Origin of the sequence: Lysinibacillus fusiformis, from assembly GCF_002845985.1 — a bacterium.
Taxonomy (GTDB): Bacteria; Bacillota; Bacilli; order Bacillales_A; family Planococcaceae; genus Lysinibacillus; species Lysinibacillus fusiformis_D.
Genome location: NZ_PDFK01000004.1, coordinates 18,127 through 31,090, shown reverse-complemented (window position 1 = coordinate 31,090; position 12,964 = coordinate 18,127). Strand labels below are relative to the sequence as shown.

Below are 12,964 nucleotides of genomic sequence, written 5' to 3'. Positions count from 1 at the left end.
AAATTTATTCTTATATAAAGAGATACATTATCGCATTTTCTTTTCCAACAAAATGCCTCGTACGATGCCACCAATAAAGAGGATGCCTAACACTAAAAGAAATAGGTAGGCATGCCACTGCTGTAAAATACGCTCGTGACCTAGTGCCACTGTCAGGTCATTGAAAAGGGAATAAGTAAAATACAATAAAATACTATTTTTTATGAGACAAAACGTCATAATGCCATTTTGTCGCTGTCTATGGGACAGGGGTGCTTTATTTTTGCGCATGACAGGGTAGGCAGCTTTCATTTCTAAATAATGTAAAAGTAAAAATAGCATAAGTGCGATAAAGGGTAAATAAAAGATCGCAATTTTCGGTCCAAACTGGGCTTGCTCATTCGTAAAGCTTTGTAAGACAGGAATCGTTGCAGGGAGCTTTGAATATTGGATTAGAGTGGCGGTGATGCCAGCTCCAAAAATAGTGGCCGCTATAACAGTCAGCTGGTGACAAAAGCGCGGTGTGGGTGTTTTTTGTTGTGTATGCATCCTTGCCCCTCATTTCTCATCATTCAAAATGTTAATCTGTTATACTGTAACATAGAATGATTGCTTTTTGTGTTAGAGAAAGAAGGATACTATGGAATACTTGTTGTTTTTACTAATTGGCATCATTGGGAATGTCGTGGGCACATTAGTGGGTGGTGGCGGCTTAATTACCTTGCCTACCATGATGCTTATGGGCGTGCCCGTCCATTCGGCTATTGGCGCGAATAAAGTGTCCAATATGGTGAGTGCCTTTTCCAGTTTTTATACGATTTATAAACGAAAAGAATTAGCCTGGACAGAAATGCGTGCTGTCCTACTTGTATCCTTGATTGGAGGCACACTTGATGGACTTTTCGCTTCGTTCATGAGTAGTCAAACATTGACGTTCATTGCCATTATGTTACTAGGCTTTGCACTCATCATGTCCTTTATGGGTGGAGCTGATTTTGGTGACAATGAATGCTTTACAATGAATCGAAAAAACGGTCCAATCCTTCTTGGGGTTGGTTTTTATGATGGTATGTTTGGCCCTGGCAGTAGCACATTAGCTCTTTATACATATGCACATGAGAAGATTTCCTATATCAAAGCAGTAGGGCTCTCACGGGTGGGGGTATTTGCCATGTGTTCAGGAGCGGCGATTACGTATATTGCGACGGGAAAAATTGAATGGCCATTAACACTTATTTTGATGATTGGCTCAACGATTGGTGCACAAATTGGGCTCGTGCTTGCGAGAAAAGTGAAAGCGAACCAAGTGAAGCTATTATTGCGGATCGTAACGATTGTGCTGATTGTACAGCTTCTTTATGATTTTATCCATCAGCTTTAGGAGGCGATTGTCCTGTTTGAAATAACACCATACCCAACCTTTTCGTGGTCACTCTCGCGTCATAAAACATTGACAAGCTGCGCTCGCAAATATGGCTATGAATATTATTTTTCACATAACGGCTGGCTCAGCTATAATGTAGAGCCTTACCATCAACAGGTGTATCGCTTAAAAAAGCTACAATCGATGCCTATTTTATTTGGGCAAATTGTCCACCGATATATTGAACAGGCCATTAATGATTATCTACAGACAGGGAAAGCTTCTACACTGGAGGAGCTGATGCAAGGGGCACGTGGACAGCTTAATGCAGCCTTTATTGATTCTACACGCCATGTGGAGTTTTGGAGGCAAAAGCCGAATAAATACTATATGATGCAGGAAATTTATTATTACGGCACACTTTCTTCAGAGCTTGTGCAGGACTATAAAGAACGTTTACAGCTTGTGTTTGACCATTTTTTGATGAGCGAAACATTCCAGCAAATCACGGCACAAAAGGGCGCTCTCCGTATTGGGGAACCAGAGCAATTCCGCTCGATGAAAATAGACGGCATCCAAGTATTCGTCGTCATGGACTTTCATTATTATGATGAACGAGCAGATAAATGGATTATTGTTGACTGGAAAACGGGCGGGGAGTCTGATGATGACCGCCAGCAATTAGCGCTCTACGCCTACTATGTTCAGCAAAAATACCGTGTATCCTTGGAGCAAATCGAGGTCTATAACGAATATTTATTAACGGGAAAACGGAAGAAATATAGGTTTACTGCCTACGATATGGATAATATTTTGCATACATTTCAACGCAGTGTCTTAGCAATGAAAAAATACCAAGCCGATATTTTTTCTAACGAGCCTGTGGACTTGGAAGATTTCGAACAAACACAAGAAAAATGGCATTGTCGAGGTTGTAATTTTAGAGAGTTGTGTGGGACAAGGTGAGAAAGTAAAAGAAGCGAGTGCTAAAATAGCCACTCGCTTCTTTTTATGTCATTTAGGGATGACAATCCAGCACTTCTTCAAGAGACCTTTGTAGTGGTTTTCCTAATAAAATAGAGAAAAATGAGCTGAATGAGCATAACAACTAGAAACACGATGCCCAAAATAATGAATGACACCATTTTAATGGCAGGAGTTTGCACCATCCCAGCAGCATCAACATTTCTTACCCCAATAAATACTGCGAGGGCAGAAAAAATCAATAACCATACAATATTTATAGCCCACCATATAATTTTCGTAAACAAAATGAACATCCTCTTCCTATTTATAATTTCCTTTTATGGTTTTATTATATTGTTTTTGTTTGTTTTTGGAAACACACTTTAGACGGTGTTACCTCTCCGCCTTGAGACGGATTGACTTATTACTCTTCGATTGGTGTGTAGAAGGTAAAACAATTTTTTCATTTGTCTAGAGCTAAAAAGGCTTCATTCCTTATTTAGGGTATATATGGTAAATTTGATATATGTAAATATTTAGGTATAAAAGGGAGAGAGAATATGTTACATAAGAAATCATCTAATCATCACTTAATGGGTATAGCACTGGTAACAAGTGAGGAGACTTCGCAATGCCCACACAATTTCAAAACACTTTCTGGAGAGGGGGGAGAAAATGATTAATAATAAAAGGGCGCTTATTAGTTCAATCGTAATTTTAGGTATATGTATGTGTCTTTTTTTTCCATATCCTTCTAATGAAGTGATGCATGCCCAATCTTCCTTTATGTCTTTTCCTATACAAACACAAGATGGCTATGTGTTGCTCGGCATCATTGGCTCGATTTTATTTATATTTGCGATGATTTTACTAGCTAGGAGCATAAACAAATATCACCTTACAACAATTGTTTCCGTAGTGTTACTCTATTCATTTTTACCCCATTTTCTCATAATGGCGTATCAAGAAACCTTAGCTACTGGTATTATGGCCATTTCATACAAAGGGGATGGCAACTGTGATTTTGAGATGGTGAGCAAAGATTTAATGAATGGGGATTGTACCCTTGTCTTACATAATCGAAGCAATGAAGCTGTGTCATTTGATTTAGTATTTTTAGATAGCCATTTCTCGAAAGAAGATGTGCGTATACCATCACTTATGAATATAGCAGGTCCATATCATGTTACAATCGAGGCCAATCGTGAAAAATTGATTCATCTGAAGAAATTACTCGATTTATCAAAAGTTCCCCATCCTATTTATGGTGGAGGTTCGTCCAATGTGCAGGTTAAATTATTGGATGGAAACAATGAAAGAACTTTATAAATAGTCAAGGAGGGGGAAAAGTATGAGTAAATTATCATGGTTTTACTATTCTACCAGCCTAATCATAACGGCTATCATTTTTAGTCTTATACATGTTTTCACTGAACCAATTGTGATAGGAAGCTCCAATGGTATAAGTAATGGTAATCCAGGACTCTTTCCCTTAGTATTTTTCACACCGTTCTTCATTGTTTCCATCATGGGTACATATAAACTCGCCAATAGACTGGCTCTAAAAATGATGAAGACGATGCCATTTTACAGCATGATAGTGCTATCCTTTCTGTTTCCAAGTATTGTCTATTCATTGACTTTGAAAAAAGCACAAGAGCTAAGAGTGTTCGTGTTTGAACATAATCAGTTAGTTACGAAAATAGCTGAAATTCCATTGTTGAACACTTATTCCAATTCTATTTTTTTTACTGGATGGACCTTCCTTGCGCTACATTTTACAGTCATTTGGATCGCTTATGTATTAGCATTTATAAAGCATAAAGGTTAAACAGTTAGCCACTCCAAACAGTTGCAACCTTAGCTGAACCAGATAGGATGGGTTGTGGATATTAATGCTTCTACATTACAGTTTACTCGTTATCATCACTACTCTAGCACTCTGTGTGGGAACACAATTTTCTAGTATAAAATTGATTCGTTCAACATATACAAATAGTAGAGAACGTATTCCTTTTGAAATAATAGAGGGGGATGTAGATGAGTAAACAAATGTCTATGTTTGAGCTTTTGGGAACACCAAAGACCGTAGATGAAGCTATCAAAAGTGTGGAAAAGAAAAATGTAGTCGTACCTCGTAAGGTGGGCTATATTGTGCAGCGATAAAACATGCCGTGTAACAGTAAATAAAAACGCTGTATTTGCTTTTATGAGTTACTTGTATTAAATTATAATAAGCTATTCATAGATTTTTAGAGAGGAGGCAAAATGTGATGGAAACTGTTTTCAGAAGAACGGCCGTTGAAGTGAAGACATTTTTACAATTAGATGATTACTGTTCAAAGGGACCAGTCTGCGATTTTTTAGAAAAACACCATATAGAACTCAGTAACCGGAAGCTTTTTGCCTTTGTATGTCATTCGTGAAATACGTATTTTAAAAACGATACAAAGTAATGCTTAGACGCCGGTTTTATGGCGTCTTTTTTGTTGTGATAAAACTTAGAGAGGGTGAGCAAATTGCTGAAAAAACTAAGGCAATTAAGGGATGTTTCAGTGTTCCAAGCGCTTCTAATTTAGCAAAACAATTAGAAGCGAGGAATTTTAACTATGAAAAAACAACCCATTTTTACTACATCATTTCTTTTTCTATTTATAAGTAATTTTTTCATTTTTATAGGATTTGAAATGTTACTGCCTATCTTACCAGCCTATTTATTAAGTATAAACGCCACTCCTATGCAAGTAGGTTTGGTAACGACGGTATTTACACTAGGCGCCATTATAATAAGACCTTTTATAGGTTATTATTTAATCGATCATAAGCGAAAACATCTAGCTATTGGGGCGGGCATCATGTTGCTGATGATTACAATGTTATATCCTTTTCTTAGCACGATTTGGATTTTCCTATTGTTACGGTTTTTCCATGGAACAGCGTGGGGGATTTCTACTACAGCCAATAGTACAATGGCTGTAGATATCATTCCTAAAGCTAGATTAGGAGAAGGAATGGGTTATTTCTCGGTTTCAACAACAGTAGGAGCTATTGTTGCACCAAGTTTAGGTATCCTTATGTATAATTCCTTTTCCTTCCATACACTGATTTGGTCATCTGCATTACTCTGTTTATTTGCGGTTATAATGCTTCCATTTATTCATTCAGCTACACCTAAACAATTTGACAAGCAGCCATTTCGATTTATGGAAGCGATTTTTGAAAAAGATGTATGGTTTCAGTCTTTATTGACTGTAGTGACGACGCTTGGTTTTGGAGCCGTCATTACATTCTTAGTCCTTTTCGGAGAGCAAAAGGGATTAGATCATATTTTTCTATTCTTTTTTATCAACGCAATTGTTTCCACTTTATTACGTCCATTTACAGGAAAATGGTTTGATAAGAATGGACCATGGTCTATTATCATTGTGTCAGCAACACTTGGTTTCTTATCACTAATTGTGTTGTCCTATACAACAAATAATCTCACTCTTATTTTCGCAGCCATTTTATTCGGTGCAGGTTATGGGACCGTTATGCCATGTTTACAAACATGGACTGTTCAAAAAGTAAGTGAAGCCAAAAGCGGTGCAGCCAATGCTACTTTTCTTTCAAGCTTTGATGTTGGTGTTGGCGTTAGTGCATTTTTCTTAGGGATTTTAGCAGAATGGATGAGTATAGCAATGATTTTCCGTCTTGTTAGCTTAAGCTTTCTTATTGTTGTCCTGTTAGTATACTGCGATTACATTACCAATAAGAAAATGAACCATTAATATAATAATAGGGACCAGTCTCAAATGTCTGGTCCTTTTACTATGATTCATTTCCTAATGATAAAAATAAAGGAAGAAAGCAGGGAATCCTGATTAAAAAACAGAAACTAGCTAGATGCCATAATTTATAAGAAACGGTGAAGGAGGCGCGTGTTATGCAAATGGCGAACGGGGTAGCAATGCTGGAACTCCATTATCAGGGCTTTGTGATTCATCCTACATTGGTGTGGGACCAGGGCATGGCGGTGTTGATTGACACCGGTTTTCCTGGGCAAATGGAAGAGCTGCATGAGGCGATAGTACAGGTGGGTGTGTCGTTAAATCAGCTCAAAGCGATTATCTTAACGCATCAGGATGTGGATCATATCGGATGTCTACCTGATTTATTACAGGTGTGTGGGCCACATGTTCAAGTATATGCACATGCTCTCGACAAGCCTTATATTCAAGGAGAGCTTCCGCTAGTAAAAGATGGGCATTTAGAGAACCCCCCGAAGGGTAAGGTGGATGTGGTGTTGAGTGATGGCGAAGAACTACCATTTTGTGGTGGGATTCGTGTTATTCATACACCAGGGCATACACCAGGTCATATTAGCCTGTATTTAACACAGAGTAAAACATTGGTGGCAGGTGACGCGATGTATAGTGTAGACGGTCATATTGAGGGCGTTCATGAACCAACTGCATTGGACGTAGAAGAAGCTCGTCAGTCTTTACAGAAATGCTTAGATATCGACCTTGAAGCGGTGATTTGTTATCACGGAGGCATCAGTAGGGGAGCAGTCCTTGAACAAATGAAAAAAATATTGTCATGATAAAAAGACCACGCCAAGAAAGGTGGTCTCTTCCATTATTCGGCGATGGTCTCTTCAAATGTTTTACGGCCAGGGCTTACTTTATTAATATGAATATCGATTTTACGGATGGAATCCTTCGTTAATGGAATTTTGCCATCCTTTTCTAGTTTCTTCCATACCTTTACATTATCGCGGTAGAGGTATTCTGATAAGCGAAAAACATCCGCATCCATTTTCAAGCCTTCCTCGAAGGTAGCCATAATTTCATCTTTGACTGCTTTTTCTACTTTTTTTCTTACTTGATCGGGTGTCAGCTTCCCTTTAAAGCCATTTAAAATTGTGTTGAATTTTAAGTACACCTCAAATTGGACTTGATTGTTTTGGACGATTGGTTTGACATCGACATCTAACTTTTGAATATCGACGGTTAAGAAATCACTTTTCTCGTTATTTTCCAATTTAACGGTGATTTCCCCTTGCTTTGTTTCATCGTTCATCCATTCAATACCGCGAGCGGCTTTACCTTTAATATAGCCTTTAAAACTATCCTTTGAGAGGATACCGACACCTGCAAAAACAGTTTCTGTTTTGGTACCATCTATGGTTTCCCAGTTTTCGTTGACAGTTACGTAAGGGATTTTCATTTCATGGTTTGGCTCATTTAAGCCAATCACTAGCTGTCGCAAATTAACAGGCTCTACAAAGGACTCCTGCTTAGCCGTATTTTTAGGATTACTTAATTTCGCGGCAGTTGGTGACTTCTCTAATAAAGGAGAAACTAATAAAACATCCTCGATTGGGTCTTGTGTACAGTAGACCCAAATATGATATCTAGTTTCACGAAAGCGTAAAAAAGTATCGATTACAGCAATGGCATGCTCATCCTTCATCGCATTCTCTGAGAAAAGAAGATAGGTCATATGCCCCCAAAATACTTCTTGGTCCATGGAACGATATAATTTGTAAATCGCTTCTTCTATTGTTTTTCCCTTCGCTTGACCAATTTCTGTAGGTGATGCTTGAGGGTTAGATTGTTCTGTTTTCGCTACGTTGGCAAAGTTGATAATTTGTAAGTAAGCAGTATATTCATTATCCTTATAATCAACCCCAACACCTTGCACATAATACATTCGTTGAGGCTCTGTAACATCCCAGCAGCCTGACATGAGTAGTGTAGTCGTAAGCATTAAAATAACAATCACAATATTTTTTTGACTCATATGTCTCCCTACTTTTTATAGTTCATGTATAGTAGTTTGGACAAGAACGCATGGTATTATAAGTACAGATTATGTAGGAGAATGACAAAAGAAAGTGCTCTCCCCAGTCAATGTGACATGGTGACAGCACTTGTTGTTTTAGTGGAAATATTTTTCGACACGTTGAACGACGTCATTTGCTGACAAGCCATCTGCATCAATGACAGGGCCTGCCATGACAGGATCACTAATGCCCATCACGTCTCTGTCCTGACCTGTAATAATACAAGCATCACATTTTTTGGCATCCTCTTCATTGCGAAGCTGGATGACCTCATAGCCTTTTGCTTTTAAAGCATCCTCTATATTAGATAATGATTGTTCCACACCAATAATTCTAGACATTTTTTGTCCACCTCCTACAAATAATGTGCCATTTCAGCTTGTTCATTATTCATCTTATTTTTTAGGTGAGATGGATAATGTCTATGCATTTGTCCGTAATAGTGGTTGTGTGCTACATCTAAAAGAACCACCAAAGCTTCGGGAGATGTTAAAATCAATGTATTCTACTGTGACACCTCTTTGTACTAATTGCTCGCCAATCCATGTAAATTCTTTATCTGTAATGTAAACCTCTTCATTGATAGGGAGACCGTTTGTTGCAAGTCGTGAGGCATCTTCTAGGGAAACATGAATTTTATCCCAATCCTTTAGCTGTTCGGGGATTCCCTCTAAGAAAGCATCCTCGCAGACAATCATCAGACCATCCCTTACCAAACTAAGTGCACAGTCTAGATGGAGAATCGTTGGATGAAGTGGAACCTCGACCACTGTAAAATCAAAATGACTGGCTAAATTACGCAGCCACTGCACGCCATTTTTATTGGAGGCTAGCCCTGAATTTCCTATGAAAATCGTTTTATCTAGCACTAACACATCGCCACCCTCTAAAAATGGGCCAGCCTCAGAATCCAGCCCGTCTGCGATATCAGGCTTTGGAATGGACACATAGAAACATTGGTTATCGTTTGCTTCCTGAGCTAAAATGTTACGCACTGGCAAGATTTCGTTCCGTCTATGAGGAAATCGAAGGGAGCCTTCAATTAAAAAATGACCGATAGTGAAAAAGGGATCACGAACAAAGAAATTGCTATAGCCATCCTCTTGTCCTAGCTCTTTTTCATAATCTGTTAAAAGTCGTGGCACCTGTACTTCCACACCATATTTTTCAAGTACCTTTTTAAAATTTGCTCGTTCTAATTCCCATTGCTGCTGTCTTTCTGGAAAGACCTCTTTGAAGTTTTTACCGAGCGTATCAACGCCTGCATAAAGGGCTAGCGTTTCTTCTGTTAAAAATTCGTCATCTGTTGGATTGCCTGTAGCGGGAAAAGCAAACTCTGATTGAGCCATGACAACTCTTTTTAACGGAGCAAACTCACTTTTTACAAAAATATTCGTCATAGTACGACCTCCTGTTATATCATTTAGAGAAAATAGTGAAATTTTTTCCTGCGTTGTTCCATATCGTAAGGGATATAGTTACTACATAGTCAAGAAAGGTTGTAGGGTGGTGAAAAGATGGGCATTGCAGAAGTGTTGACCATTGTCTTTGTCGTTTTAAAGCTAACAGATGTGATTGCTTGGTCGTGGTGGGTCGTTTTATTACCAGCCATACTCTCATTCAGTTTGTATGTCATTGTGGTAGTAATAAAGCTTATGACGGTCCTTATTGCGGTAATCGCTGTTAAAAGGCGGGAAAAAAGAGTGGATCAATAAAACAAGGAGAAAATCGAACAAATTCGAAGATCACCTTATTCGTTGAAGTAGCTTGATTTCATAGTCAAAAATTATTGTACAGCGTTCCTCTGGATTCGCTAAAGAAAAAAGGATAGAAGCATCTGTATGAGGGAATGAACTTCTTTTTCATCACGAGGTTATCTAATATCGAGATCAGTTGCGCTGTTTCCGCTGGATCAGTATAATACAATTTTTCCCTCGTATCTGAAATTAATACAGTATTGACTTCAGATATAGCATCATACTAGTGGTCTACGATAAAATGATAGTAAATAGTAATCGGAAAATAACCAAGTCCATCTTCTTTTAAGAATCGCGGTCGCCTCCCAGTTCTTGCGCCAATATAAATTAATTTTGGGAGTGGGGGAATGATGTTGTCAAAAATTTCAAAGTGGTAAGATCAGCCCGCCTAGGGCCAACCTTACCACTTCACTATTTGCTTAATTCATAGGTTTTCACAGCTGGAGCAACAAAGCTTTCACATTTATCTAAAAGCGTTGCAGCGTCTTCAGCGACAATTAATGCTTCACGATTTTGAGCTTTTAAAAATTGTTCATTTTGCATATGGTCAAAAAATGAGATTAATAAATCAAAATAGCCTTCCATATTGAAAATCGCACAAGGCTTTTGAAGCAGCCCTATTTGATTCCAAGTAAACACTTCGAAAAATTCCTCTAAAGTACCAGGACCACCAGGAAGGGCAATAAAGCCATCAGCTAGCTCCATCATTTTACTTTTCCGTTCATGCATCGTGTTCACAACAATCAGCTCGGTTAAGTGCTGATGCGCAATTTCACGTTCTTCTAATAATGTAGGAATGACCCCTATAACCTTGCCACCTTCTTGTAGCACGGTATTCGCTACTGTAGCCATGATGCCAACTGAAGCACCACCATAAATAAGGGTAATTTGTCTTTTAGCTAATTCTTTTCCTAGTAGAATCGCACCTTCACGATAAGCATCAGAAGCGCCAAGACTTGATCCGCAAAATACAGCAACACTGTTCATAGTAGATTTCCTCCATAACTGATTAAATTCTTCTTGTACCGAAAGCAGTGTAAACGCCCGTTGAACTTAGGGAATAACGTAAAAACGCCACGCCTTTAGTAATGACAGTCTCATGCTGTTCCCAAAGCCTCCCATGGGTAGCATAGATTTTAACAAGGGCTTTGGCTAAGGCACAAATAATAGTATAATTTATTTTGAAGAGGAAGGAAATGGAGGAAAAGGAATTGGAACTAAATGAATTTCAACGTTGGGTAAAGGATTATTATGAAGCACGAGGCTGGTCAGAGCTCAACATTTTTACACGTATTGGCTTCTTGGCAGAAGAAACTGGTGAGGTAGCGAGAGCCATTCGAGCGATCGAGATTGGTAGAGATCGACCAGATGAAAAAACACAATCCTATGAGGAACATAAACAAGAGCTTATTGAAGAGCTAGGGGATGTACTAGGCAATCTTATTGTCATTGCCAATCAATATGATATTCCATTAGAAGAAATATTTGCGGCTCATCAAGACAAGCTAGTAAAACGCTATCAGGACTAGGAGGAACTCGATGGAATATCAAGTTGAGGTTTTACATAAACAGCATGAAGCGTTTACGAATTTTTTAAGTGAAAAAATTCGCGCCTATAATAATGAACATTCCTCTTATCATCGTGCAAGTAGACAGCAGGGGGCAATCCAACCATTGCAATTGATAGTCACAGATTTACAGCAGCAATGGGTAGGTGGTATAACGGCTGAAGTCTACTGGGGATGGGTGGAAATACATAAGTTTTGGTTTAGTGAAGAGTATCGTGGAAAAGGAATTGGCACAAAGCTCCTAGCCAAGGCAGAGTTAGTAGCAAAGGAAATGGGTGCTACAAAAGCTCTGCTGACAACCTACGAGTTTCAAGCTCGCACATTTTATGAGGCACAAGGCTATCAAGTGGTAGGAGAAATTAAAGATTATCCACCAGGTAGTAGTTATTATACGATGGTGAAAAATCTAGTGTAAGAGCGGTCAATGAGGATAGAAGCCGGCTTTAATTGACATCTCCTAAATAAATCGCTGTTTGTTGTCCTTGGATAAAGTGCTGTAGAGGGCGGATGAATGCTTTAGGATAAAATCTATAAGTGTGTAGCTCTTCTATAGGTATCCACTGTGTGCCGATTTGATGTTGATCTGGATTGGTTGGCTGACAAACTTGCCCATTGAATTGACATTGAAAATAATATTCTACCTGGTGGACATTTGCGTCAAAGGCGGCATGCTCATGATTTTTTCCAATATATTCTCGTATAAAAAGAAGCTCTCCAATCTGAACAGAGGAGCCGATTTCTTCGAGGCATTCTCTTTGCAGTGTTTTAGGGAATGTCTCACCATGCTCTTGTCCACCACCTGGGCAAAGATAAAAATAGCCCTCGTCATCTTGATTTTTTATTAGCAATATATTGCCATCAACGATAATGATGGCTTTTACAGAATTTCTAATCATAGGTATCTCCTTTGGATAGTTATTTTTCGTGGTCATGACTAAAATGCTTCATGAATGTCTACCTTAGTAAAAAGGGGAGATCAAGCGTGTATTCAATGTCCAATTTTAAACTACTTGTCGAAAAACAGGCTGAAATCGATACAATTTATCAGCGTTGTGATGATTTAATTGAGAAGACTGTTACACCGCAATTAGATGAAAAAGTAGAGCAGTTTTTAAAGATGGTCGAACAACATTTAACAAAGCAGGGCTTTAAGGTTACGAATACATCCACAGGTGTAATTGCCAATTATCAAGAAGCCGTCATTAATGTAGATAAACATTCCAAGCATTTGGAAGAATGCTTTTTTATCAATTTAAATAGCTATGCTGAGGATCAAGTATCCATTGTTTTGAACATCTCACCCACGATGCTACCGAAAATATCTAATCAACTCGATGGCTACACGGATATTATCGAGCAAATGACCGATAAGCTAAAGCAAGCCAAAAGTCTAGAAAAAGCCTGTACGAATCCAACATTTCTTTATAAAACGCAAAGCAATAAGGTTTTTCATTCGGCACAGGAAGTATTGGATTATTATTTTCAATAATGTCGTCAATAG

General features: G+C 38.4%; 18 protein-coding genes. 11 read left to right on the top strand and 7 right to left on the bottom strand.

All coding sequences use genetic code 11. The annotated features are described in order from the left end of the window. Positions 1-27: 27 nt before the first annotated feature. Positions 28-528 carry a DUF1648 domain-containing protein gene (locus CRI88_RS14735; RefSeq protein ID WP_089932372.1) on the bottom strand — a complete coding sequence of 167 codons (501 nt, stop codon included), beginning with the start codon at positions 526-528 and terminating at the stop codon, positions 28-30. Positions 529-619: 91 nt separating this feature from the next. Here CRI88_RS14735 and CRI88_RS14730 point away from each other — a divergent pair, with 91 nt between their 5' ends. Both CRI88_RS14730 and CRI88_RS14725 read left to right on the top strand, forming a co-directional pair. Then, positions 620-1,360 (top strand): sulfite exporter TauE/SafE family protein, encoded by a 741-nt coding sequence (locus tag CRI88_RS14730; protein ID WP_089932370.1) that lies wholly within the window; start codon positions 620-622, stop codon positions 1,358-1,360. Positions 1,361-1,366: 6 nt separating this feature from the next. Then, on the top strand, positions 1,367-2,308 hold the full coding sequence (locus CRI88_RS14725; protein ID WP_257982918.1) for a PD-(D/E)XK nuclease family protein: 942 nt from the start codon (positions 1,367-1,369) through the stop codon (positions 2,306-2,308). Between the two features lie 77 nt (positions 2,309-2,385). Here CRI88_RS14725 and CRI88_RS14720 read toward each other — a convergent pair whose 3' ends face one another. Continuing rightward, positions 2,386-2,613: a DUF3923 family protein gene (locus CRI88_RS14720; protein ID WP_089932368.1), complete on the bottom strand. Its 228-nt coding sequence runs from the start codon at positions 2,611-2,613 to the stop codon at positions 2,386-2,388. A gap of 370 nt (positions 2,614-2,983) precedes the next feature. Here CRI88_RS14720 and CRI88_RS14715 point away from each other — a divergent pair, with 370 nt between their 5' ends. From CRI88_RS14715 to CRI88_RS14700, 5 genes are all read left to right on the top strand, one after another. After that, positions 2,984-3,637 (top strand): hypothetical protein, encoded by a 654-nt coding sequence (locus CRI88_RS14715; protein WP_089932366.1) that lies wholly within the window; start codon positions 2,984-2,986, stop codon positions 3,635-3,637. 22 nt (positions 3,638-3,659) lie between these two features. Beyond that, positions 3,660-4,139 carry a hypothetical protein gene (locus tag CRI88_RS14710; RefSeq protein WP_058844978.1) on the top strand — a complete coding sequence of 160 codons (480 nt, stop codon included), beginning with the start codon at positions 3,660-3,662 and terminating at the stop codon, positions 4,137-4,139. A gap of 209 nt (positions 4,140-4,348) precedes the next feature. After that, entirely contained in the window at positions 4,349-4,474 is a 126-nt protein-coding gene (locus tag CRI88_RS22955) for a hypothetical protein (RefSeq protein WP_255358833.1), read from the top strand. Positions 4,475-4,917: 443 nt separating this feature from the next. Then, on the top strand, positions 4,918-6,078 hold the full coding sequence (locus tag CRI88_RS14705) for an MFS transporter (RefSeq protein WP_089932364.1): 1,161 nt from the start codon (positions 4,918-4,920) through the stop codon (positions 6,076-6,078). Between the two features lie 155 nt (positions 6,079-6,233). Further along, positions 6,234-6,893 carry an MBL fold metallo-hydrolase gene (locus CRI88_RS14700; RefSeq protein ID WP_089932362.1) on the top strand — a complete coding sequence of 220 codons (660 nt, stop codon included), beginning with the start codon at positions 6,234-6,236 and terminating at the stop codon, positions 6,891-6,893. A 35-nt stretch (positions 6,894-6,928) separates the two neighbouring features. On the opposite strand, the gene CRI88_RS14695 is transcribed toward CRI88_RS14700, so the two are convergent. The 3 genes from CRI88_RS14695 to CRI88_RS14685 all read right to left on the bottom strand — a co-directional run bounded on the left by CRI88_RS14695 (position 6,929) and on the right by CRI88_RS14685 (position 9,538). Next, positions 6,929-8,095, bottom strand: coding sequence for a Ger(x)C family spore germination protein (locus CRI88_RS14695; RefSeq protein ID WP_089932360.1), 1,167 nt, complete (start codon positions 8,093-8,095; stop codon positions 6,929-6,931). Between the two features lie 138 nt (positions 8,096-8,233). Continuing rightward, complete coding sequence (locus CRI88_RS14690; protein WP_089932358.1) at positions 8,234-8,479, bottom strand: YkuS family protein; 246 nt, start codon at positions 8,477-8,479, stop codon at positions 8,234-8,236. A gap of 81 nt (positions 8,480-8,560) precedes the next feature. Continuing rightward, positions 8,561-9,538, bottom strand: a complete 978-nt coding sequence (locus tag CRI88_RS14685; protein ID WP_089932357.1) for a dimethylarginine dimethylaminohydrolase family protein — start codon at positions 9,536-9,538, stop codon at positions 8,561-8,563. A gap of 117 nt (positions 9,539-9,655) precedes the next feature. On the opposite strand from CRI88_RS14685, the gene CRI88_RS14680 reads away from it, so the two are divergent. Then, positions 9,656-9,853: a Fragile-X-F protein gene (locus CRI88_RS14680; RefSeq protein ID WP_036127503.1), complete on the top strand. Its 198-nt coding sequence runs from the start codon at positions 9,656-9,658 to the stop codon at positions 9,851-9,853. 453 nt (positions 9,854-10,306) lie between these two features. On the opposite strand, the gene CRI88_RS14675 is transcribed toward CRI88_RS14680, so the two are convergent. Next, a complete protein-coding gene (locus CRI88_RS14675) occupies positions 10,307-10,882 on the bottom strand; it encodes an LOG family protein (protein WP_058844982.1) in 576 nt (191 codons plus the stop codon). Positions 10,883-11,106: 224 nt separating this feature from the next. Between CRI88_RS14675 and CRI88_RS14670 the strand changes: the two genes are divergently transcribed. Together CRI88_RS14670 and CRI88_RS14665 are read left to right on the top strand one after the other, a co-directional pair. Beyond that, positions 11,107-11,424, top strand: a complete 318-nt coding sequence (locus CRI88_RS14670) for a MazG nucleotide pyrophosphohydrolase domain-containing protein (RefSeq protein WP_036127510.1) — start codon at positions 11,107-11,109, stop codon at positions 11,422-11,424. A gap of 10 nt (positions 11,425-11,434) precedes the next feature. Further along, positions 11,435-11,878 carry a GNAT family N-acetyltransferase gene (locus tag CRI88_RS14665; protein ID WP_082673767.1) on the top strand — a complete coding sequence of 148 codons (444 nt, stop codon included), beginning with the start codon at positions 11,435-11,437 and terminating at the stop codon, positions 11,876-11,878. 28 nt (positions 11,879-11,906) lie between these two features. Here CRI88_RS14665 and CRI88_RS14660 read toward each other — a convergent pair whose 3' ends face one another. Next, positions 11,907-12,359, bottom strand: a complete 453-nt coding sequence (locus CRI88_RS14660; protein WP_036127498.1) for an NUDIX domain-containing protein — start codon at positions 12,357-12,359, stop codon at positions 11,907-11,909. Between the two features lie 95 nt (positions 12,360-12,454). On the opposite strand from CRI88_RS14660, the gene CRI88_RS14655 reads away from it, so the two are divergent. Beyond that, positions 12,455-12,952, top strand: coding sequence for a hypothetical protein (locus tag CRI88_RS14655; RefSeq protein WP_230593953.1), 498 nt, complete (start codon positions 12,455-12,457; stop codon positions 12,950-12,952). The last annotated feature ends 12 nt before the right edge of the window (positions 12,953-12,964 follow it).

What these genes read in the sequence shown, in the direction of transcription:
- CRI88_RS14735 (WP_089932372.1), bottom strand. Translation starts at nt 528, where the DNA reads ATGCATACACAACAAAAAACACCCACACCGCGCTTTTGTCACCAGCTG.
- CRI88_RS14730 (WP_089932370.1), top strand. Translation starts at nt 620, where the DNA reads ATGGAATACTTGTTGTTTTTACTAATTGGCATCATTGGGAATGTCGTG.
- CRI88_RS14715 (WP_089932366.1), top strand. Translation starts at nt 2,984, where the DNA reads ATGATTAATAATAAAAGGGCGCTTATTAGTTCAATCGTAATTTTAGGT.
- CRI88_RS14710 (WP_058844978.1), top strand. Translation starts at nt 3,660, where the DNA reads ATGAGTAAATTATCATGGTTTTACTATTCTACCAGCCTAATCATAACG.
- CRI88_RS22955 (WP_255358833.1), top strand. Translation starts at nt 4,349, where the DNA reads ATGAGTAAACAAATGTCTATGTTTGAGCTTTTGGGAACACCAAAGACC.
- CRI88_RS14705 (WP_089932364.1), top strand. Translation starts at nt 4,918, where the DNA reads ATGAAAAAACAACCCATTTTTACTACATCATTTCTTTTTCTATTTATA.
- CRI88_RS14700 (WP_089932362.1), top strand. Translation starts at nt 6,234, where the DNA reads ATGCAAATGGCGAACGGGGTAGCAATGCTGGAACTCCATTATCAGGGC.
- CRI88_RS14695 (WP_089932360.1), bottom strand. Translation starts at nt 8,095, where the DNA reads ATGAGTCAAAAAAATATTGTGATTGTTATTTTAATGCTTACGACTACA.
- CRI88_RS14690 (WP_089932358.1), bottom strand. Translation starts at nt 8,479, where the DNA reads ATGTCTAGAATTATTGGTGTGGAACAATCATTATCTAATATAGAGGAT.
- CRI88_RS14685 (WP_089932357.1), bottom strand. Translation starts at nt 9,538, where the DNA reads ATGACGAATATTTTTGTAAAAAGTGAGTTTGCTCCGTTAAAAAGAGTT.
- CRI88_RS14680 (WP_036127503.1), top strand. Translation starts at nt 9,656, where the DNA reads ATGGGCATTGCAGAAGTGTTGACCATTGTCTTTGTCGTTTTAAAGCTA.
- CRI88_RS14675 (WP_058844982.1), bottom strand. Translation starts at nt 10,882, where the DNA reads ATGAACAGTGTTGCTGTATTTTGCGGATCAAGTCTTGGCGCTTCTGAT.
- CRI88_RS14665 (WP_082673767.1), top strand. Translation starts at nt 11,435, where the DNA reads ATGGAATATCAAGTTGAGGTTTTACATAAACAGCATGAAGCGTTTACG.
- CRI88_RS14660 (WP_036127498.1), bottom strand. Translation starts at nt 12,359, where the DNA reads ATGATTAGAAATTCTGTAAAAGCCATCATTATCGTTGATGGCAATATA.
- CRI88_RS14655 (WP_230593953.1), top strand. Translation starts at nt 12,455, where the DNA reads ATGTCCAATTTTAAACTACTTGTCGAAAAACAGGCTGAAATCGATACA.